The sequence below is a fragment of the Nostoc sp. C110 genome, from assembly GCF_043099725.1.
In the GTDB taxonomy this organism is placed as follows: Bacteria; Cyanobacteriota; Cyanobacteriia; order Cyanobacteriales; family Nostocaceae; genus Nostoc; species Nostoc muscorum_A.
Window position 1 is genome coordinate 4066667 of the sequence record NZ_CP171148.1, and the last position, 21712, is coordinate 4088378.

Consider the following 21712-nt stretch of genomic DNA (forward strand, 5'->3'; position numbering starts at 1 on the left):
AAATCGAAAATCCTCAATTTCAAATCCGACGCTTCTATGGATGCTCATTCCTCTCTACAAGATGCTGCGCGTAGCTTCCTTCCCCGCAGGAGTACGCTACCGCTAACGCTGCACCATCAGAGCCAAGTACTTGGATTTTGTACGGCTACGTTAACGTGGTCGGGGTCAATCTAAAATCCAAGTTGCTCTGGAAGCGAACTAAAGATGTAACCCAAAATCCAAAATTGATTGACCCTTGACTCGTGACTTATGACTGATAGCGTCTATATTTTAATAATTGCTGCATTTTTAGATTACTTAATTGGCGATCCTTGGGATTGGCCTCATCCAGTACAAATTATGGGGTGGGTAATTTCTCGCCTAAGCAAATTTTTTCTCCAATTGTGTAAAAATCCTCTTACACAACGCCTAGCTGGAATTGTACTAGGGATTATTTTAATAATTGGTAGCGGTCTTGTTGGTTTTTTGATTATTCAAAGTGCTAGATGGGTTCATCCGTGGTTGGGAATTGCAATTGATTTCATTCTTTTAGCTAGTTGTTTTGCTGGTAGAAGTTTGCGAACCGCAGCAGTGGCTGTTTTACAACCTTTAACAGCAGGAGATTTGGAGAAAGCTCGAAAGATTTTAAGTAATTACGTTGGTCGAGATACCCAAAACCTCTCACAAGCAGAAATTTTGCGAGCCGTTTTAGAAACGGTTGCAGAAAATGCTACAGATGGAGTCATGGCTCCGCTTTTTTATGCAATTGTTGGTGTCTTTGTGCCAATTGTGGGGCCAACTCCCTTAGCTTTAGCATACAAAGCCAGCAGTACCCTTGATTCAATGGTGGGCTACCGAGAAGCACCCTATACTTATTTGGGATGGTTTTGTGCGCGGTTAGAAGATTATTTAACTTGGCTACCTTGTCGGTTAACAGTCGTGACTCTGGCGCTGTTATCGGGTAAACCAATGCAGGTTTGGCGAATTTGTCGTCGGGATGCAATTAACGATCCTAGTCCCAATTCTGGCTGGAGTGAGTGTGTCTATGCTGCTTTTTTGGGTGTGCAGATGGGAGGTACAAATTGGTATCGTGGGGTAGCTAAGTACAAACCACTGCTAGGAGATGCTATTTATCCCATTACTGCAACGTCTATTCAAAATGCTTTGCAGTTAACTCGATATTGTTTTTTGCTATGGTTAGGCATAGCGATCGCAATATTCTTAATACTCCCAAACAAGTAAATTTAGGAGTTAAGAATAAAAACTTCTAACTTTTAACTCATCATTCCTAACTTATTATTCCCTATGTCTGCCAAAGTCGTTGAAATTCTCTCATCCGAAGAAATCCGTCGTACCTTAACTCGCCTCGCCTCTCAAATTGTGGAAAGGACACGTGATTTGTCTCAACTGGTGCTTCTTGGTATTTATACCAGGGGTGCGTTATTAGCCGAATTGTTGGCGCGTCAGATTGAGACGCTGGAAGGTGTAGCTGTGTCAGTTGGCGCTTTGGATATTACATTTTATCGAGATGACCTCGACAAGATTGGGTTGCGGACTCCAACGAAAAGTGAAATTCCTTTTGACCTGACGGGGAAAACGGTTGTACTCGTGGATGATGTGATTTTTAAAGGACGGACAATTCGCGCTGCTTTGAATGCAGTCAACGATTACGGTAGACCAGAGGTGATTCGTTTAGCCGTGTTAGTAGACAGGGGCCATCGAGAATTACCAATCCACCCAGATTTTATTGGAAAGAAGTTACCTACTGCTAAAGAGGAAGTTGTGAAAGTTTACTTACAAAATTACGATGGACGAGATGCAGTAGAGTTGATTAGTCATTAGTCATTAGTCATTTGTCATTTGTCATTGAGTCATTGCAAAACTCTTCCCCATTCCCCATTCCTTAACGCAAAACTGGACTGCCATGATGATGAACTAAATACCACTTTCCACTAAGAAAGTGAAATATATTTGTAGCTGTTGATTGTGCTTCAAGTCTTCTGCCAGCTACTACTTGGAATACATTTTCTCTCAGCACAACATAAGCAATATTGTCAACTATTTCTGTAGCAATTATATCTGTGTTTATTTCGATATAAGCGGTGTTTTTAAATATCTGCTCCCAAGAGATGCGAATCTCCTTCCAACCTCGTAGTATATTACTTCCAGGATGAATACAAAAACTACCAGTTCCTTGTGACCATACGGCACTCATTATCTCAATATCTTTTCTTTCAAAAGCTCGATAAAAAGCTGCATTAGCCGCTAAGACTTCATCCTTTGTCATGGGGAATTTAATAGTTAGGAGTTAGAAGTTAGAAGTTAGGATTCACTAAATTATAACTCTCAAGTTTGACAAATAAATTAGTAATGCCCAATGCCCCATGCCCAATTTGCAATTCCTAAATCTTTTGAACTGTGCTAATAATTTGCAGTAATTGACTAGCTGTATAAGGCTTGGATAAAAAGGCTTTAATACCCATATCATAGGCTGTATTAACTTTATCAGTCGAAGTTAGTCCGCTGACGGCAATAATTTTGACATCTGGGTTAATTTTTCGCAGGGTGCGGATAGTAGTTATTCCATCCATAGACGGCATGACCATATCAGTCAAGACAAGAGATATTTCATCTCGATGTTCTGCATATAAGGCTATTGCTTCAATGCCATCACTAGCTGTCATTGCTTTGTAATTATGGCTTTCTAAGGATGTTTTTGTCACGTCTCGAATGGCAGCCTCATCATCTACAACTAAAATTAATTCTCCTTGTCCTGAAGGTAGTCTTTGGTCTTCTTCTTCTATAGTTTCCGCCGCTTCTTGTGCTGGCAAATATACTTTAAATTGGCTACCTTTTCTCTGTTCGCTACATACGTTGATAAAACCGCCGTGGCTTTTAATAATGCCAAGGACTGTAGAAAGACCAAGACCAGTACCTTTATTGAGTCTTTTGGTAGTAAAAAATGGATCAAATATGCGATCTAATATTTCTGATTTAATCCCAATTCCTGTATCAGTAACAGTAATAACGACATGATGACCAACTTGAGCTTCGATATGCATCTTGGCGTAATTTTCATCAATTAAGAGATTTTCCGCCGAAATTTTCAAAGTTCCACCATTTGGCATAGCGTCACGAGCATTAACACATAAATTCATCAGTACCTGATGCAGTTGGGTGGCATCACCAGATACAGTCCAAAGATGTTGCGAAATTTGAGTGGAAACTTCAATGGATTTGGGAAATGTTTCTCTAATTATTTGCTGAATTTCTATTATTAAATGCTTTAATTGTAATATTGTGCGATCGCCTTCAAGCCCGCGAGTAAAAGATAATACTTGCTTGACTAAATTTGCCCCGCGTTTAGTGTTTGTAATCAATATTGGCAACAGTCGCCGAGAACGCTCATCATGGACTTGTGCCTCTAACAGTTGTGCTGTCATCAAAATGGGCGCAAGAATATTATTTAAGTCGTGGGCGATACCACTGGCTAAAGTACCAATGCTTTCCAATCGCTGGGCGCGGAGAAATTGCGCTTCAAGTTGTTTTTTTTGTGTGATATCAGTGTTAACAACGAGAAAAGATTGTGCTTTATTGCCGAATTCATGCACTAGTGTCCAACGGCTTTCGACAATAATTTCTTTACCTGCTTTTGTTTTTTGCTGTAATTCGCCCTCCCAAGAGCCATTTTTCATCAAAACACTGAGTGCTTCTTGAACTTTAGACGGATATTTTTCATGCCAGAGAGATCGTGTCTTCTTATTAATTACTTCTTCTTTTTTCCAACCGTACAGACTCTCAGCAGCTTTGTTCCAAAATAAAATTTTATCGTCTAAATCACGCACAAAAATTGCATCGGTGGCAACATCTAGTAAAGCGGCTTGTTCGCGGATTTTCTGTTCTGTCTGTTTGCGCTCGATGGCGTAGCGGATAGAACGCTCTAACAAAGGTGCAGTCAACTGGCTTTTTTCAAGATAATCTGCGGCTCCGGCTTTCATCGCTTCGATATCTATTTCCCAGTCGCCCTGACCAGTTAGTAAAATTATGGGAGAAGAACAGCCGTTGGCAATTGCTTCGCGCAAAAGTTCCAGTCCATTGTGTGGCCCCAAACGGTAGTCTACAAGATAAACGTCATGTTGGTGGTGAGCGATCGCATTTCTTGCTGCTTCATAATTATTTACCCACTCCAACTCGCAGTCTGCTACCTGAAATTCACTGAACCAGTAACGAGTCAAAATATAGTCATCTTCGTCATCATCAATGAACAAAACTTTGATAGGGCTGTTGTCCATGTTTTTCTCCCACTGCTTCTAGTGGTAGTTTCACGATTTCAAACCAGTATTTGACTAGAGTGTCCATGATCTCGACTAATGAGGCAAAAGGCGCTGGCTTAATGATGAAGGAGTTCGCACCTAAATGGTAAGTATTATATATATCTTCTTCTCTTCGTGATGTTGTCAGTATTACAACTGGAATTTGCCGCAGTTGGGGGTCAGATTTTATCTGTTTGAGTGCCTCAAGACCGTTAATTCTCGGTATATTCAAATCTAATAAAATCAAACCAGGATGCGGTAAATTGCTCCTGTTTACATATTGACCACGATGGTACAAATAATCCATCAACTCTTCACCATTACTCACGATGTATAGTTCAATTGGCAATTGACTCTCTGCCAATGCCTCACGAACCAAGATGCCATCGTCTTCATCGTCATCAGCCATTAAGATGGTGAGATTTCTTTTTCGACCCTCCACATCGTCTCCTTTGCAGTAATTTATTATGAATCAAGTTATTAAGCTGGCATAGATGGTAACTCTTCCGTTGACAAAAATCATTACTTATGCAATTTATTTGTTTAGGATCTGAAAGTTTTATTTCTTTGCTAATAGAAGGCGATGTCTAACAACAAATAGCTGTGGTGGTAGTCAATAGCCTGAAATAATCGAATCTTATTAATAATTAACATTACGGTTGATTTGTACAATACATCAGTCCTACAAATTACGAGTGGCAATTGTACAATTAAGCTAATTTTGAGATTTATTATTAATCCCTCTCTAGGAATAAAAATCAAGAATGGGAATTAATTGACAATATGATTGTAAATTTTGCTCCTTGCCCAGGTTTGCTTTGGGCTGTGAGATGTCCATGATGACGCTCAATTATTTTTCGGCAAATCGCTAAACCTATACCAGTGCCTTCGTATTCAATGCTGCTATGCAAACGTTGAAAAACATTAAAAATCCGGTCGAGATATTTTTCTTCAAAACCAATCCCATTATCTTCTACGATGATTTGGCAAAATTCAGAATTACTAGATATGTTATCTGCTTGATTGTTTAATATCTTACTATAGATTTTGATAACTGGTGGTATTTGTGGGCGATGGAATTTGAGGGCGTTACCAATTAGATTTTGCAACAATTGACGCATCTGTATAGGATCAGCTTGAATGGTGGGTAACTGTCCTATTTCTACACTTCCTCCAGTTTGCTGCACATAAATTTCTAAATCAGATAATACCTCATGGGCAATCTTTGTCAGATTTACTGATACAAAAGGTTGCGCTCTGGTAGTAACTCGTGAAAGTGTTAACAAGTCTTCAATTAATATCTGCATTCTTGATGCAGCATTCTGCATTCGTTCTAGATAGTCACGTCCTTGTTCGCTTAAGGTGTCGCCACAGGTGCTTTTGAGCCGATCGCCAAAAGTTTTAATTTTACGCAGTGGCTCTTGCAAATCGTGGGAGGCGACAAATGCAAATTGTTTTAGTTCTTCATTAGAACGCGTGAGTTCTTCTCTGTGCCGAGTTTCTTGTTCTAGGATGAGGCTCTGAGTTGAGGCAATGCCTATTTGATCTGCTAGCTGTCGTAAAAGTTCAATTTCCCAGCTAGTCCACTGGCGGGGATGGGCGCACTGATGGGCAATTAGCAGTCCCCACAGCTGATTTTTGAGGAAAATCGGGACTACAAGGTTGGCTTTAACGGCAAATCGTTCCAGTAATTCGACGTGGCAAGGTTGGATATCAGCTTCTTTGATATCGTTAATGACATTAATTCGTCCTTGGCGGTACTGCTCAATATAATCATCGCGAAAGCAAGGGTCGAGAATTTGCTCCCCCAGCACAACAGGTAAACCAGGAACTATTGCCTCTTGAACCGCTATGAAAGAGCCATTTGGCTGTAGGCGCAAGATTAATACTCGGTCAGCAAGCAGTAGCTTTTGCACTTCTTTGACACTGGTTTGCAGAATTTCATCGATTTGTAAAGACTGACGAATTTTTAGGGTGATATTAGCGAATAGTTGCGATCGCAAATTTTGGAGTTCTAATGCTGCTTGGGCACGATCGCGATCGCGCAGTACAGCTTGCCGTTCGCTTATATCCATCATCGCGCCCATCATCCGCACTGGTTTACCTGTTTGGTCATGAACGACATAACCGCGATCGAACATATAGGCATAAGAACCATCGCTGCGACGAAAACGGTATTCATTTGACCAGAATTTTTCACCGCTATCTATCAGTGTCCGCGCTTGGGAGGCGATTCTCTGCCTGTCGTCTGGATGTATATGTTCATACCACCAATTAGCAGTAAATGTTATTTGCTCTTTCGAGTAACCCAGAAGTTTTTCTAAAGCTTGATTCCACCACACCTCATCAGTCAGCAAATCCCAGTCCCATAAAAGATCGTTGGTAGCACGGGCGACTATTTGGAAACGTTCTTCGCTCTGACGCAGTTGTTCTTCTGCCAGTTTCCGTTCAGTGATATCTGTATGACAACTTGTCATCCGCACAACATTACCATCTTCATCCCACACTGCCTGACCGCGATCCAAAACCCATTTATAGGTGTCATCTTTGCACCGGACTCGATGTTCGCTGATAAAAAACGGGGTAATCTTAGCAAAGTGATCGGCGATCGCTTCTCTGACAAATCCAATATCATCTGGATGTACTCGTGTTGCCCATTCGTCTAAATGATTGGAAATTTCATGTTCTGCGTAACCCAACATTTCTTTCCAGCGAATTGAGAAATATACTTGATTATTTTTAACGTTCCAGTCCCAAATGCCATCATTATTGCCCTGCACGGCTAACTGGCAGCGTTCTTCGCTTTCTTTGAGTGCCTCTTCCACCCGTTGGCGCTCAATGGCTGTAGCTATAACATTGGCAACAGCTTGGAGAAAAGAAATGTCATCTTTGGTAAAAATGTGGTGTCTGGTTGTGTGTGCCCCAAAGACACCAAAAGGTCGCTCTTTGCCATGAATCACTACGCTAATGCCGCTCACTACTTGATGCTCATGTAGCAGTGGTGGCCCATTGAATCGTGTTTCGGCACGGAGATCATCAACAATCACTGGTTCGTTGGAAAGTAGGGTGTAGCCAGCTTGAGAATTTATCCCCGCACTAACAGTCGCCTTTCCCACAAGTCCAGGTTGCCAACCGACTCCGGCGCGTAACAGCAATCTACAAGCGTCTGGCAGGAGTTCCAAAATTTTGCAAAACTCAACTTTGAGACATTGGGCGACGATTGTTACAGATGAGTTCATCAGTGTAGTCAAATCTGTACCAGCTAGAGCCATTTGACTGAGTTCTGCCACTATTGCTTGCTGGTTAGCATGAACTTCTAGCGCCTCCTCCGCTTGCTTGCGCTTGGTGATATCCATGTATACCCCAGATATTTGCACAGATGTACCAGACTTATCTACAACGACAACTCCTTGGTTTGCTAAAAAACGAATTTTCCCATCGGGTAAAATAACTCGAAATTCAATTTCATATTTGGCTTTATCCTCAACAGCTTGCTGATGCGATCGCCTGACGAAATCGCGATCGTGGGGATGAATGCAGTGGAGAAAAGCTTGATATGTGTAGTTGAAAGTGCCTTTCTCTAAGCCAAAAATTGCTTCCAGATTATCTGAGCAAGTAATTTTGTTCGTCAACAGATCCCAGTTGCAGATGCCCATACGAGCAGCATCTAATGCTATCCTGAGTTCGACTTCCCGCAATTGTGCCTGTGTAGCTTGCTGTCTTAATTCCTGTATGGCATGATTAGCTTCCAAAAGACGGCGCAATCTTAGATGTAATATTGGCCATTGAATCGGCTTAGTAATAAAGTCAGTTGCACCCCAAGCAAAGGCTTTATCTACGGTTGCCTGATCGGAAAAAGCAGAAATCATTAACACTGGTGTGTTTTTGCCGTTGGAAAGTGCTTGCAGTTGAGCGCAGCAACTAAACCCATCCATCACCGGCATCATAATATCCAACAGTACTATATCTGGTTGGAGGCGAGTATAAATAGCGATCGCCTCTAGCCCGTTACTTGCTTCTTCCACCTGATACCCTGCATCTGTCAATTGCTTACACAGACGCATTCGCATAAAATTGTCGTCGTCTACAACCAGAATCAGGTTATTCATTTGAGTTTATCCTGGGAGCGATCGCCCTTCATTTCACTTTTTCGCATTACTGGGAGGATGTCAACTGATTGTAGCGAGGGGACAGGGGGCAGGGGGGCAGGGGAGCAGGGGGAAGAGGAAAATGACTCCTGCTATGGAACCGGAAGATGGGTTTGAGTCCGCTACTTCAACAAGCTGGGTTAAATTCCCCCTTGCCCCTTCCCCACAGCTAAATGTCATGGAATATTGATATTTGTGCCAGCGAGCAACACTGTGCTAGCTACCAATGTTATGTTTTCATGACATTGTGATCCCAGAAAAGCTTATAAATTCGTAATATAGTCAAAAAAGCTATAGAAACCACTTGATCCCTAGATATGCTTAGTGGTTAATATTGACTTAACAAACAGAACTTCTTCGATCCCAAAGAAATGCTAATTTTGGCATAACCAGGAATTTTAGAAGTTACCTCAATTTAAAAACAGATTAAAAAACTTAAAACTGGGCAAAACCAGGAGTCAGGAATAAGAAATTCATCTGGATGTGGATGACCTTTTATATAGCATTCTTTAACCAGGGGAAATCATTTACCGCTTACACTACTGGAGGCCAAATTAATGGCAAAAGAACGCCCCCCCCTAGAGGAGATGACCTTACGGCAACTACGAAAAGTTGCCAGCGAATATAGCATCTCTCGCTATAGCCGAATGCGTAAATCACAATTGCTGGCATCAATTTTAGAAGTCCAGCGAAGCAAAACTTTGCTCAGTCCATCTCGTTCATTGGAGGCACAGGAAACCGTGGAAGCTGCTAAGTTTGAATTAGGTCAGGAAGATCGTACAGGTGGATCTCTAGCTGATGTTGATGAAGGACTCGCAGATTTGCCTTCTGGCTATGGTGAAAGCCGGATTGTCCTCTTACCACGCGATCCACAGTGGGCTTACACTTACTGGGATATCCCCAATGAACATAAAGAGGAACTACGCCGCCAAGGTGGACAACAACTCGCACTACGGATTTATGATGTTACCGACATCAATATCGAATACCAAAGCCCTCACAGCATTCAAGAATATCCTGCTGATGAACTAGCTAGAGAATGGTATCTACCAGTTCCAGTTAGCGATCGCGATTATGTGATAGATATCGGCTATCGTGCTGCTGATGGTCGCTGGTTAGTACTAGCTCGTTCTGCTAGAGTACACATTCCCCCCGTCTATCCTTCAGACTGGATTGAAGATGTCTTCATCACTGTCAACTTTGAAGAAGATTTGCGCGGTAAGACTCAGTACGAACTAGTTCCCCCAGCCAAGAAGATTGCAGCTACAGCTACCGCCAATGGTGGTGTAAACACTAACGGCAATCCTATCTACGATCAAATCTTTGGTTTAGCCGAATCTGCCGAAGCGCTACGAGTTGCTGGTTCTATCTTCGGTTCTCAGCATCAAGTACCAGGTTCAGCGCGTCCTGAACAAGCCCTTAGTTCCTACATTTTCCCATCTGGTGTGGGTATGTGGGCAGTTCCCACCGTCTCAGGCTTAACCGCTTCCGGTGCAGGAATGTCAGGTGTTGGCTTCTCCGCTTCCGCCGTTCCAGTGCGTCCCCGCCAGTTCTGGTTAATTGCCGATGCTGAATTGATAGTTTACGGTGCAACCGAACCCGACGCTACCGTAACCATTGGTGGCCGTCCAATTCAGCTAAATCCAGATGGGACATTCCGCTTCCAAATGTCCTTCCAAGATGGTTTAATTGACTATCCAATTCTGGCTGTAGCTGCGGATGGTGAGCAAACTCGGTCAATTCAGATGAAATTTAATCGTGAGACACCATCTCGGAATACTAACACTAAAGAAGAAGCTGTTTTAGAATGGTTCTCTTAAGTTGTAGTTATTCAGATTAATTTCAGACTGAAATTTTAAATTATTCCCCGCTATAGTAATTCTGTAGCGGTTTTTTTGTATTATTATGTCAACCAAAAAATTATTTTTGTTATTTATCTCGATAATTGGTGCAAGCTTGTTATCAGGTTGTCAACAGATTGAAGCAAATCCAGTCCCCAAAGCATCTAAAACTTGCCCTGGCAAAAACCCTAAATTCAGTATTGATTTTTTTAAAACCAATAATCAAGGTAAAAAAAATTCCAGAGGTATTAACAATGTGATTATTTTTAATCCCAAATCAGCAGAATTAGATTTCAAAGTTAATCTCGGTCTATCTCATAAACTCTACGCCAAAGATACCAGAGGTAAGCTGCGTAAAGAATACATTCCAAAACAGTTTCATGAACTCATCGGCGATGAGAATGCCAAATTGAACGGACAGCTACCCATTGCCGCAATTAATGCCGACTACATAGATACTGATAATAAGCCACAAGGTTTAAATGTCTCTCGTGGTATAGAATATTCAGGAGCGTTTAAAAACAAGCGTTCTTCCTTTGGGATATCAGGAGGTACACCTAACCAGAGGCAGGCTACTATCCAAGCTGGTAGAAGAAAAAACGATATTCTCAATTACAATTTAGTAGGCGGTAATGGCAGATTCTATCGTCAGGGTAAGTTTAAAGATATTTGTCAAGATTTGGGAGAATTTGCTTGTAAAAATGCAACTAATCGCTCTCTGGCAGCTATCACTACTCAAGGCTATGTAATACTATTAGTTAATGACTTGAAAGCTAATTCAGAGATTGAATTATCTCAACTTAATCAAGAGTTACTGCCAGATATGTTTGATAATGTCTTACAAGGCATTGCTAACAATAACTGTTTAGGTAATATTCAAGAAGGAATTTTATTTGATGGAGGTATGTCTCCAGGATTGTATTATAACCAGAAAACTTATGTAGAAAATCTTGGGCCAATTGGTTCAGTGTTTTTGATCTATAAAAAATAAATAGAGTTTAAAATTATTAACCTTGGTAGGGGTAATTCATGAATTACCCCTACCTCTATTGTTAGTTGAGATGATAGATGGATTTACGTCGTGCTGTAGTAGGTTTACTTCCATATAGCTAAACTTTAAAATACTGACTCTTTGACTTTTTTCAAATTCTCAAGCTTATTTGGATTTACCCAACGATTGACAAATTCGTGGTTATGTTTGTATACCTTGATTTGTACTTGCTTAGAACTTAACTGAACTACTTCGGCGGGAATCCTTTGGACATCGCTAGAATCTGCACGAGCCTTGTAAAGCCAAATGACTTTTTGCCCTACTTGAAAATAGTCAGGATTGTTATTTGAAGAAGGCGTTTTTTCTGCCCAAGAAGGGAAAGCAATTACTAAGTTGATTAAAAGTACTAAGACTACTAGAGTGATTTGGAAAAGTTTCATGATCATTGCGCTTGTCTTGGGTCTGCTGGGGCAATCAATCTGCTGATCTAGCATTTAGCTATTCTCCTTATTTGTTTTATCAAAGTTTAAAGATAAGTACACCAAAATTTTTTTGGTAAATTTAGCGTTAGTTTGGTATTTAAATTTTGGCAAGACACCTACTTTTATCTCATACGCAAAACTACACGCTATAGGGATAATACGTTGCGGGTAGTCTGTTGGAGAACTCGTAAAGTATCTGCTTCTCTAGGTTCCCTGCGGGAGGCTACGCAAACGCGCAACGTGTCGCAGACAGACACTCCGCGTAGCTTGCTTCGACTTAAGAGTATGCGTCTACATAAATTGCCCATACTGAAAAGAAAGATTTTCAGTATTGTTTGTGTAAGTCTTGTAAAGTTCAAATCTCTACTGATTTCAGGATAAAGCGACTTATAGAATAAAATCAAATAGTCTTATTTCTTAAAACGATAAATTAAAGTTATGGTAATGTTGTGATGCTCTGATTTGAGTTCACAATCTCTATCTCAAGAGTAGTAGACGCAAAATAACATTTTGTCGTAAAAATTGTTAATATATGGTGCTTTATGAACCTTAATATATATGACTCGTAGTGTAAGCCAACTTGTGGCAAAGCAACCTAATATTGGCAAACTAATTCGTGCCCTGTGGCAAGAGTTAAATATGTCTAAAGAAAAGTTTGCTGCCGGATTTAGTGTTACTTTCCTAATAATTAACCCTTGGGAAATGGAGATGTAAGACCTTATCTCTTAAGAATACAGCGAATTAATAATCTACTCAAGGAGTTAAGTGAACGAGGTTAAATTCTTAAGAAAATAGACTCCCGAAAAGAGGAGTCGGCATTGTGAGTTCTGAATAAGAACTGACCTTGCTTGATAGCTTGGAATATCAGTCATATAAAGTTAACAATAGAAGAGAGCCAAAACAGCAACTTGCCCTACAAGACGATTTCAATGCTTTGAAAAGTCACGGCAGAACCTGTATTTAATTGTATATACCTTTGAATATCCTCTAAAATGACTATTTAGGAGCATCAAGGTCTAATTTAGAGGGGATTTTGGCAAAAAGACGACCACAGATATAGCCTGTAACCGACGCATGACCAACCGAGAGGAATTAATGAAGAACGAGTCAACGTCAGCAAGCAACGCCGACGTAAATTTCCTTATCGGCGGGGGTGAAATGGGTGCTAGGATGCGAGAATGGGACTGGTCAAAAAGCTCCCTTGGCCCAACACAGCAGTGGCCACAGAGTTTAAAGACTGCCGTGCGAATTATGCTGACTTGCCGCCAACCTATGTTTGTTTGGTGGGGCGAAGAACTCATAAACCTTTATAATGACCCTTATAAGGCTATTATTGGCGGCAAACATCCAGAAGCACTTGGGCAGCCAGCTTCCTGCGTGTGGCGGGAAATATGGGATCAGGTTAGCCCGCGAGCAGAATCAGCGATGTTGAAGAACGAGGGCACTTATGACGAAGCGCTGCTGCTAATTATGGAGCGCAACGGCTATCCAGAAGAAACCTATTATACTTTTTCATACAGCCCAGTTCCTAATGACCAAGGCGACACAGGTGGAATAATCTGTGCCAATACAGACGACACCCAGCGCATTATTGGTGAACGTCAGTTAGCACTTTTGCGCGAACTAGCGGCTAGGACGGCAGACGCGCGGACATTCGATCAAGCCTGTACACTAAGTGCAAATTGTCTGGAAAGCAACCCTTACGATTTGCCTTTTGCAATGATTTATCTGGTTGATCCAAATCAGCAGCAAGTTTTTCTGGCTGGAACGTGCCGCATCGAGCAGAATCATCTAGCAGCCCCTGAAACAGTCGATCTCGATTCTGATTGTGTTTGGCCGTTTGCGGAAGTGATCGAAACGCATCAGGCAAAACTAATTTCTAATTTGGAAGTGTCTTTTAGTAGCTTACCCTGTGGTGTTTGGGAGCGATCGCCCCATCAAGCGATCGCAGTACCAATTGCAGCATCCGGTAAGACGGGAAAAGCTGGTATATTAATTGCTGGATTGAATCCCTTCAGGTTATTCGACGATAACTATAGAAGATTCATCGATTTAGTTGCGGCTCAAATTGCAGCCAGCATCGCCAACGCCCAAGCTTACGAGGAAGAACGCAAACGCGCCGAAGCCTTGGCAGAAATTGATCGTGCTAAAACTGTGTTTTTCAGCAACGTCAGCCACGAGTTTCGTACCCCTCTGACCCTGATGTTGGGGCCATTAGAGGAAACCTTAGCTAATTGTGCCAGCCTACTGCCAGCCAACGAACGAGAGCAGTTAGAAATGGTGCAACGGAATGGACTCCGCCTGCTAAAACTAGTTAACAGTCTGCTAGATTTCTCGCGCATCGAAGCCGGACGGGTTCAAGCTTCTTATGAACCCACCGATTTGGCCACTTTCACCGCAGAACTAGCTAGTGTATTTCGTTCAGCAGTAGAACGCGCAGGGATGGAATTATCAGTCAATTGTCCTTCCCTTCCAGCACCGGTGTATGTAGATCGGGAAATGTGGGAAAAGATTGTTCTTAACCTGCTCTCGAATGCCTTCAAGTTCACGATGACTGGAAAAATCGCGGTAAGCTTGCAGTGGGCAAACGACCATATTGACTTTGCAGTCAAAGATACAGGAATCGGTATCCCAGCAGAAGAAATACCCCATCTTTTTGAACGATTCCACCGCGTCAAAGGGGCGCAAGGACGAACTTTTGAAGGGTCAGGAATTGGATTATCACTGGTGCAAGAATTGGTGCAAATGCATGGTGGAAAAGTCAAAGTAACCAGTGTTTTAGGAGCAGGTAGTTGCTTTACTATATCAATTCCAACGGGATATGCTCATTTGCCTCCAGCCCGGATTAGCGCCCCTCGAACCTTAGCTTCAACTGCATTAGGTGCAACCCCTTATCTAGAAGAAGCTCTGCGTTGGCTACCCGAAGAGAGCAGGGGAAGCAGGGAAAGAAGAGAAGCAGGGGGAGAAGAAATTATTCAAGAAGGCGACTACACATATATAAGTTCTTCTCCTGCCCCTCTGCCCCTCTGCACCTCTGCCAGAATTCTGCTGGCTGATGATAACGCAGACATGCGCGATTATGTCAAGCGGCTGTTAAGTCAGCAGTATGAGGTGGAATCAGTGGCGGACGGTTTAGCGGCTTTGGATTCTGCCCGTGGGCGTGTCCCAGATTTGGTATTGACGGACGTAATGATGCCTGGATTAGATGGCTTTGGACTGCTGCAAGAATTACGGGCCAATCCGCAAACGAAAAAAGTTCCCATCATTCTGCTGTCAGCGCGGGCGGGGGAAGAGGCACGGGTGGAAGGTTTAGAAGCGGGAGCCGATGATTACTTAATTAAACCGTTCTCGGCTCGGGAATTGTTAGCACGGGTGGAGGCAGCCCTAAAAATGGCTCGTCTCCGTGAGGAGGCAATGCAACGAGAGCAAGGGCTACGCATTGAAGCTGAGGTGGCAAAAGCACACTTAGAAACTGTCCTTGCTGGCATCCAAGACCAATTTTTTGTGTTGGATCGGGAGTGGAATTACACCTTTGTCAACGATCGCGTCGCAGAAGTTGTGGGCATCCAAAAGGAAGAGTTGCTAGATCGGATGATTTGGGAACTGTTTCCAGATATGGCCAAAAGCGAGTTTTATACCCAGGTTCATTGGGCGATGGCAGAACAGACGGTTGTTCAGTTTGAATACTTCTATCCTGCTTGGCAACGCTGGTTTGAGAATCGCGTCTACCCCTTTGGTGACGGAGTAAGCATCTTTGTTACAGATATCAGCGATCGCAAACAAGCAGAGAAAGCACTTCGTGAAAGCGAAGAACAGTTCCGCAACATGGCTGACAATGCCCCCTTCATGGTTTGGGTAACAGATACCAATAACTATTGCACCTATCTGAGCAAAAGCTGGTATGACTTTACCGGTCAAACGGAAGAAACGAGTCTAGGATTTGGCTGGTTGAACGCCGTACATCCAGAAGATTACAATGAGGCTAGGAATATTTTCCTGGAAGCTAGCAAGCGGTGTGAGGCTTTCCGCATGGAGTACCGCTTGTACCGCAAAGACGGCGAGTATCGCTGGACAATCGATGCTGCTAATCCTTGGTTTGGGGTGGATGGTCAATTTAAAGGTTACATTGGCTCAGTGATTGACATTACAGAACGCAAGACAGCAGAAGCCGAACGCGATCGCCTCCTGGAACTTGAGCAAGGTGCTAGAACTGAAGCCGAAACAGCCAACCGGATTAAAGATGAGTTTTTGGCGGTGCTTTCCCATGAATTGCGATCGCCTCTCAATCCCATTCTTGGTTGGGCAAGACTCTTACAAACCCGTGAATTTCAGCCAGCAGAGATCAAAAAAGCGATTGCAACCATCGAGCGAAATGCTAAATTACAAGCTCAACTCATTGAAGATTTGCTTGATGTCTCTCGGATATTACAAGGCAAGCTCAATCTGAAGATGTTTCCCGTCAACCTAGTACTGGTGATTGAGGCGGGATTGGAGACAGTGCGTTTGGCAGCAGAGGCTAAAGATATTCAAATTCAGACAATGCTAGATGCTTCTTTGGGGCAAGTTTTAGGTGATTCCGATCGCTTGCAACAAGTAATCTGGAATCTGTTATCGAATGCCGTCAAATTCACTCCTGAAGAAGGAAAAATTAATATTCAACTGGAACGCATTGATTCTCAAGCTCAGATTACCGTCAGCGACACAGGTAAAGGGATCAGCCCTGAATTTCTCCCTTATGTATTTGAATATTTTCGTCAGGCTGATGGCACAACAACCCGAAGGTTTGGTGGTTTGGGGTTAGGATTAGCAATTGTCCGTCATTTGATAGAATTACATGGTGGCAGGATTTGGGCAGAAAGTTTAGGGGAAGGGCAAGGAGCTATTTTTAGAGTTAGGTTACCCCTGATCAAAAAAGAGTTAACCTCAAAACAACAGATAAACATTGATCCTTTAAATGCTTCTTCTACAACTGAAATTCTTACAGGCATTCAAATATTAGTTGTAGACGATGACGATGATACCCGTGAGTTTCATACATTTGTCCTAGAACAGGCTGGGGCAAATGTAATTGCTGTAGCATCAGCAAAAGAAGCACTGCAAGCATTGGCAGAGTCAGAACCAGATATTTTGCTCAGTGATATTGGAATGCCAGAGACAGATGGCTATATGCTAATGCGCCAAATTAGAGCATTGCAGCTAAAGCAAGCTAAACAGATTCCCGCGATCGCTTTAACTGCTTATGCTGGAGAAATAAATCAGCAACAAGCGATCGCATCAGGATTTCAAAGGCATCTGTCTAAACCCGTTGAACCAGATGAGTTAGTCAAGGCAATTGCAACTCTGATTGGTAGGAATGGCTGAGTTCTTAACAAACAACGGGAAGGGGGCAAGGGGACAAGGGGACAAGGGGACAAGGGGACAGGGGGAAAGACACTACAGTTCAGATAAGACTAAAAGACTTGTAGAGACGGCGATTTATCGCGTCTCAAAAACCCAAAATTTTTGCCTTATGACTAATCCTCTAGGAAATCAGGCAGCGTTGTCACTTCAAACCAATATTCCACTAGCATCTGAATATCTCGTTTCAGTTGAGCAAAATTGATTGGCTTAACAATATAGCTGTTGACACCATATTGATAACATACTTCAATATCTTTGGGATTGTTAGAGGTAGTAAACACCACCACCGGAATCATTTTTAAGCTGTCATCCTGTTTAATCCGGCGCAACACTTCTCGTCCATCGGTTCCGGGCAGGTTCAAATCAAGGACAATCAAGCCGGGACGGGGCGCACTTTCGCGCTCAATATACCTGCCAGTGCGATAAAGAAATGCTAAGGCTTGTTCCCCATTTACACACCGTTGGATGGCGATCGCAACGGAAGATCGCCCTAGAAATCTTTGCAGTGCCTCAAAGTCTTCGTTGCTATCCTCCACAATTAAAAGTAGGGGCGTTTGCTGGATTGGGGAGACTGAAATGCGAGTCATCTATTTGCCTCCGCCGACAGGGTAAAGTAAAATGTGCTGCCAAGAGTTGGGATAGATTCCACCCAAATTCTACCACCGTGCCGTTCCACAATTTTGCGGGCAATGGTTAACCCTACGCCAGTCCCACCTCCAAAGTCGTCCCGCCCATGTAAGCGGCGGAAGATTTGAAAGATTTTGTCAAGATGTTCTTCTGGAATGCCAATGCCGTTATCACGAACGTAGAAAGTCAGAGAAGTGGGAGAAATTTTGCTTTCGCCATTTCCTTCAACGCAACCAATTTCAACCCACTTTTGCGGTTTATCATTGTACTTAATGGCGTTGCTGATTAGGTTGCTGAAGAGTTCATTAATCTGAGCGCGATCGCATTGAACGCTTTTTAGGGGTTGAGGAATGCGAAACTCGACTTCGCTTTGGGGTCGGGCAATGGTCAAAGTGCCGATTACCTGTTGCACTACGTCATTCAGATTCACTGGTTGCCGAATCAGTTCGGCGCGTCCCAAGCGGGAGAAATGGAGGAGTGAGTTGATCAGGTCTTCCATTCGCTGCGTCAGGCGCACCAGAGTTTGGAGTTTGGCAATTCCATCGTCATCCAGTACGTCTGCATAGTCTTCCATTAAGAAGTTGGCATAGTTGTGAATGCCCCGCAGAGGTTCCTTCAGGTCATGAGAGGCAACATAGGCAAAGGAATCGAGTTCTTCGTTACTCCGTTGTAATTCAAAATTCATCGATGCCAGTTTGTCTGCCTGGCGCAACACAACACCCACAACCAGGCTTCGCAGTTCAGTAACCGCTTCAACTTCGCAAGGTTTCCAAGGTAGGGCACACCCTTGCACCGTTTCTTGCCACAATGCAAAAGATTTGCGAGGAGACATTCGTAAACTGCCATCTGAGAAAACTTCTACAGGTTTGTTGGGGTTGCCGCCCCAACTCACGCTTTGAATTACTTCTGGACGAAACCAGAGAATGTAATTGTGATGAACTCTAGAAATTTCCAGGGCTAACACTCCACTGGCGATCGCTTGATATGACTCGGCGGCAGGATAATTTTTCGTGAGCGATCGCGTCTCAAACAAGTTATGGTAAAAGTGCGGTTTAATCCAATCGAGTAAGGCATGAACCTCTTCCTCAGAGGGCGTTTTACCCACTCGAATACACTGGTCGCCACTGCATATCGCTGCTCCCGTGGCAGTGACCAGATTAAGTAATTGAGATTTTAGTTGCACCATACCATCCAGGAAATACTCAGCCTGAGATAACTCTTCAACAAATTGAGTTTGCAATGATTTCAATTGGCTTTTGTAATCAATGTCTTCACTCGCTTCTTTGTTTGCCAGTTCCACAGACATCACCTGTCCAATGAACTCGCACACAGTGCGAATATTGTAAGAAATATATTTGGGCGAAGAATGATGACAGGCAATCAATCCCCAAAGCTTTTTTTCGTGCATCAGAGAAATAGACATAGAGGCAGTAACGCCCATATTTTGCAGATACTCTAGATGAATCGGAGAAACACTCCGCAACACCGATAGACTCAGATCGAGGGGTTGATTTGTCAAAGGATTGTTCGCTGGAATTAAGGCGACAGGCTGGTAACTGGCATCTGGAATTAGCCGCAGCCAGTTAAGAGTGTATAGCTGTCGGGCTTGCTTGGGAATGTCAGAGGGTGGATAGTGCAAGTCCAGATAGGGTGTTTCCTGATTGGTGTCTTCAGCGATGACGCTGCCTGCCCCTTCTTGATCAAATTTATAGACCATGACGCGTTCAAAGCCAGTGATTCGCCGGACTTCTGTCACCACAATCTGGCACATTCCCAGTAATGTGGGTGCTTTTTGAATTCGGGTTATTGTTCCTCTTACCTGTTGATAGAAGTTAAAAAAGCTTATTTGTCCCTTCGCTTGTTTCGGCTCCAATTCCAGAATAATGATATTATCTAAACGATGTACAATACCATCAAAATAGATTGATTTGTTTAGGCGCTTAATAGACAAATTGAGGGGATTGATGCTCTCGAAATCTTCCGCCAGACATTGTTGAATCAGCTTAATCTGCTTGACATTGAATAAGTATGACAGAGGCTTGCCCAGCAATTCTTCTGGTTGACGGGCAACAACTTCCTGGCTATTGCTACTTACCTGAATGATTTCCAGGGTGGGAGCTTGCAAAACCAGTAAAACTCCGTGAGGCTGGATCAGATTTGGAATGTGGATCGGTTCGCGATCGCAGTTCGTTAAATCAATCGTCTCATCAGTTATTCTCAACTTCTCAAACTCCTGGTTAGAACTCTGAATTGGGTATTGGATATTGGGAAGATTTAAATATGAGTGAAAACGGAGATTTACTAAAAAGTATTTATACTAAAAATTATTTATTTTTAACCAGTTTAGCTTTTTAATTATATTTAACTTACTAAATAACTTACACTAAAAAGTCTGGCTTCTACTCTTGGCTTAATGTTTCAATCAACAAATCCACCTGCTGCTGTCGCTGCTGCAAAAAACTTTCACACTGACGCAAATACTCAACAGCACTTGCAAATTGGTCAAACACCGCTTCCAATTCTAACTCACCCGCCTCAATGCGAGTAATAATTCCCTCTATTTCAGCAACCTTCGCCTCATAATTCCAACCTTCCATCGAATCAGAACTAGAAGCACTTTTACGTTTAACCATTAATCTCTCCGTGTCCTCTGCGCCTCTGCGGTTCGTTTACTTCTATGGTTCGTTTACTTCTACAACCTTCACTCTAACCCCACCCTGCCCCAACTGAATCAACAAATCTTCTCCCACAGCCAACTCCGCCGCCGAACGAGCGATCGCGCCATCTTCCCTTCTCACCACCGCATAACCACGCTGCAACACTGCTTTCGGGTCAAGAGTTGCCAACTTTTGCCGTAATAATTCTAAATGCTGGCTTGCTTGCTGCGATCGCCCCATCGTAATTTGCACCAAATGCTGACGCTTCCAAGTCAGCTTTTCTACCTCCTGCTGCACTTGCCGATCTAACCGCAAACGTCGCAAACGATTCCGTAATCCTTGCAGTTTATTTTCAGCATTTTCCCCAGAGTCATGCACCGCCTCATATAAAGCCACAACTCGCTGCCGATGTTCAGTATACAACTCTGAAAGTGCTGGTACAACCATTTCTGCCGCCGCAGTTGGTGTATGCACACAGACATCTGCAACTAAATCCGCCAAAGATTCATCTCGTTGATGCCCAATACCAGTAATTACCGGAATAGAGCAACTAGCCAGCGATCGCACCACTCGTTCATCATTAAAGCAAGCCAACTCTTCCACCGCGCCACCACCACGCGATAAAATTAGCACTTCGGCGCGGCCATCTCTTTCCACCCGCTCAATTGCTTTGACGATAGATTCAGGCGCTTGATCGCCTTGTACTGTTGCCGGAGAAAATAAAACGTGTAAACCTGGATACCTTTGCTTGAGGGTTTTTTGAATATCACCCCAAGCAGCAGCCGTTGGGGAAGTGACAACAGCGATCGTTTGAGGGTGGATGGGGAGCGATCGCTTTCTTTGCGCGTCGAACAATCCCTCAGCCAGCAAGCGATTTTTTAGTTGTTGATAGCGCAACGCCTGTAAACCAACACCAGCAGGTAAAGTCTGCCAAACTGATAACTGATACTCTCCCCGTTGTGGATATAGGCGAATACTACCCAAAATAATTATTTGCTCACCAGCAACTGGCATTTGGGCAAGTTTTGGCAATTGGCTATTCCATACCACACATTTAATGCCGGCGGTGCGATCGGGATCTTGCAGCGTAAAAAATAAACCGCTGCGATGGTGGTTAGCACTAGAAACTTCGCCAGTTACCCAAACTTGCCGCAATTGTTCATCTTGCTCTAATAGCAAGCGAATATAGTCAGTTAATCCAGATACTGAAAGCGCTGTCTCAAGAATCAGAGAGTTGGGAAGGTCGAAAGTCATCAAAGATGCCTGAAAGCATT

At 43.1% G+C, this 21712-nt stretch carries 14 protein-coding genes and 1 pseudogene; 6 read left to right on the plus strand and 9 right to left on the minus strand.

The genetic code is table 11. The features are described 5' to 3' along the window. Positions 1 to 249: 249 nt before the first annotated feature. Both cbiB and pyrR read left to right on the plus strand, forming a co-directional pair. Entirely contained in the window at positions 250 to 1221 is a 972-nt protein-coding gene (cbiB, locus tag ACFFRD_RS22860) for an adenosylcobinamide-phosphate synthase CbiB (protein ID WP_392477619.1), read from the plus strand. Positions 1222 to 1284: 63 nt separating this feature from the next. Further along, positions 1285 to 1821 carry a bifunctional pyr operon transcriptional regulator/uracil phosphoribosyltransferase PyrR gene (gene pyrR, locus ACFFRD_RS22865; protein WP_114082469.1) on the plus strand — a complete coding sequence of 179 codons (537 nt, stop codon included), beginning with the start codon at positions 1285 to 1287 and terminating at the stop codon, positions 1819 to 1821. A 61-nt stretch (positions 1822 to 1882) separates the two neighbouring features. Here the strand turns inward: pyrR and ACFFRD_RS22870 are convergent, their stop codons facing one another. From ACFFRD_RS22870 to ACFFRD_RS22885, 4 genes are all read right to left on the minus strand, one after another. Beyond that, positions 1883 to 2266, minus strand: coding sequence for a nuclear transport factor 2 family protein (locus ACFFRD_RS22870; RefSeq protein ID WP_114082468.1), 384 nt, complete (start codon positions 2264 to 2266; stop codon positions 1883 to 1885). Between the two features lie 115 nt (positions 2267 to 2381). Further along, a complete protein-coding gene (locus tag ACFFRD_RS22875) occupies positions 2382 to 4271 on the minus strand; it encodes a response regulator (protein WP_392477621.1) in 1890 nt (629 codons plus the stop codon). Beyond that, entirely contained in the window at positions 4237 to 4701 is a 465-nt protein-coding gene (locus tag ACFFRD_RS22880; protein WP_392483146.1) for a response regulator, read from the minus strand. The genes ACFFRD_RS22875 and ACFFRD_RS22880 overlap by 35 nt, the downstream gene beginning before the upstream one ends. 349 nt (positions 4702 to 5050) lie before the next feature. Next, positions 5051 to 8401, minus strand: a complete 3351-nt coding sequence (locus tag ACFFRD_RS22885) for a PAS domain-containing protein (RefSeq protein WP_392477623.1) — start codon at positions 8399 to 8401, stop codon at positions 5051 to 5053. A gap of 596 nt (positions 8402 to 8997) precedes the next feature. Here ACFFRD_RS22885 and ACFFRD_RS22890 point away from each other — a divergent pair. Together ACFFRD_RS22890 and ACFFRD_RS22895 are read left to right on the plus strand one after the other, a co-directional pair. Beyond that, complete coding sequence (locus ACFFRD_RS22890) at positions 8998 to 10260, plus strand: DUF4912 domain-containing protein (protein WP_392477624.1); 1263 nt, start codon at positions 8998 to 9000, stop codon at positions 10258 to 10260. Positions 10261 to 10345: 85 nt separating this feature from the next. After that, positions 10346 to 11272: a phosphodiester glycosidase family protein gene (locus tag ACFFRD_RS22895; protein ID WP_392477626.1), complete on the plus strand. Its 927-nt coding sequence runs from the start codon at positions 10346 to 10348 to the stop codon at positions 11270 to 11272. A gap of 125 nt (positions 11273 to 11397) precedes the next feature. On the opposite strand, the gene ACFFRD_RS22900 is transcribed toward ACFFRD_RS22895, so the two are convergent. Beyond that, complete coding sequence (locus ACFFRD_RS22900) at positions 11398 to 11766, minus strand: hypothetical protein (RefSeq protein ID WP_256874379.1); 369 nt, start codon at positions 11764 to 11766, stop codon at positions 11398 to 11400. Positions 11767 to 12312: 546 nt separating this feature from the next. Between ACFFRD_RS22900 and ACFFRD_RS22905 the strand changes: the two genes are divergently transcribed. Together ACFFRD_RS22905 and ACFFRD_RS22910 are read left to right on the plus strand one after the other, a co-directional pair. Continuing rightward, entirely contained in the window at positions 12313 to 12468 is a 156-nt protein-coding gene (locus tag ACFFRD_RS22905) for an XRE family transcriptional regulator (protein WP_392477628.1), read from the plus strand. 381 nt (positions 12469 to 12849) lie between these two features. Further along, positions 12850 to 17115 (plus strand): ATP-binding protein, encoded by a 4266-nt coding sequence (locus ACFFRD_RS22910; protein ID WP_392477630.1) that lies wholly within the window; start codon positions 12850 to 12852, stop codon positions 17113 to 17115. Positions 17116 to 17267: 152 nt separating this feature from the next. Here the strand turns inward: ACFFRD_RS22910 and ACFFRD_RS22915 are convergent, their stop codons facing one another. The 4 genes and pseudogenes from ACFFRD_RS22915 to xseA all read right to left on the minus strand — a co-directional run bounded on the left by ACFFRD_RS22915 (position 17268) and on the right by xseA (position 21692). Then, positions 17268 to 17741: a response regulator gene (locus ACFFRD_RS22915; RefSeq protein ID WP_185581430.1), complete on the minus strand. Its 474-nt coding sequence runs from the start codon at positions 17739 to 17741 to the stop codon at positions 17268 to 17270. Then, a complete protein-coding gene (locus tag ACFFRD_RS22920) occupies positions 17738 to 19996 on the minus strand; it encodes an ATP-binding protein (RefSeq protein WP_392483147.1) in 2259 nt (752 codons plus the stop codon). Before ACFFRD_RS22920 ends, ACFFRD_RS22915 begins: the two co-directional genes overlap by 4 nt. Before the next feature lie 184 nt (positions 19997 to 20180). After that, positions 20181 to 20414 carry an exodeoxyribonuclease VII small subunit gene (xseB, locus tag ACFFRD_RS22925; RefSeq protein WP_392477632.1) on the minus strand — a complete coding sequence of 78 codons (234 nt, stop codon included), beginning with the start codon at positions 20412 to 20414 and terminating at the stop codon, positions 20181 to 20183. After that, positions 20407 to 21692, minus strand: a pseudogene (gene xseA, locus ACFFRD_RS22930) (exodeoxyribonuclease VII large subunit). Before xseA ends, xseB begins: the two are co-directional and overlap by 8 nt. Between the last annotated feature and the right edge of the window lie 20 nt (positions 21693 to 21712).

Bases quoted from the DNA above. Each gene is read 5' to 3' on its own strand.
- ACFFRD_RS22870 (WP_114082468.1), bottom strand. From the start codon at position 2,266: ATGACAAAGGATGAAGTCTTAGCGGCTAATGCAGCTTTTTATCGAGCT.
- ACFFRD_RS22880 (WP_392483146.1), bottom strand. From the start codon at position 4,701: ATGGCTGATGACGATGAAGACGATGGCATCTTGGTTCGTGAGGCATTG.
- ACFFRD_RS22875 (WP_392477621.1), bottom strand. From the start codon at position 4,271: ATGGACAACAGCCCTATCAAAGTTTTGTTCATTGATGATGACGAAGAT.
- ACFFRD_RS22910 (WP_392477630.1), top strand. From the start codon at position 12,850: ATGAAGAACGAGTCAACGTCAGCAAGCAACGCCGACGTAAATTTCCTT.
- xseB (WP_392477632.1), bottom strand. From the start codon at position 20,414: ATGGTTAAACGTAAAAGTGCTTCTAGTTCTGATTCGATGGAAGGTTGG.
- ACFFRD_RS22905 (WP_392477628.1), top strand. From the start codon at position 12,313: ATGACTCGTAGTGTAAGCCAACTTGTGGCAAAGCAACCTAATATTGGC.
- pyrR (WP_114082469.1), top strand. From the start codon at position 1,285: ATGTCTGCCAAAGTCGTTGAAATTCTCTCATCCGAAGAAATCCGTCGT.
- ACFFRD_RS22885 (WP_392477623.1), bottom strand. From the start codon at position 8,401: ATGAATAACCTGATTCTGGTTGTAGACGACGACAATTTTATGCGAATG.
- ACFFRD_RS22915 (WP_185581430.1), bottom strand. From the start codon at position 17,741: ATGACTCGCATTTCAGTCTCCCCAATCCAGCAAACGCCCCTACTTTTA.
- ACFFRD_RS22895 (WP_392477626.1), top strand. From the start codon at position 10,346: ATGTCAACCAAAAAATTATTTTTGTTATTTATCTCGATAATTGGTGCA.
- cbiB (WP_392477619.1), top strand. From the start codon at position 250: ATGACTGATAGCGTCTATATTTTAATAATTGCTGCATTTTTAGATTAC.
- ACFFRD_RS22890 (WP_392477624.1), top strand. From the start codon at position 8,998: ATGGCAAAAGAACGCCCCCCCCTAGAGGAGATGACCTTACGGCAACTA.
- ACFFRD_RS22900 (WP_256874379.1), bottom strand. From the start codon at position 11,766: ATGCTAGATCAGCAGATTGATTGCCCCAGCAGACCCAAGACAAGCGCA.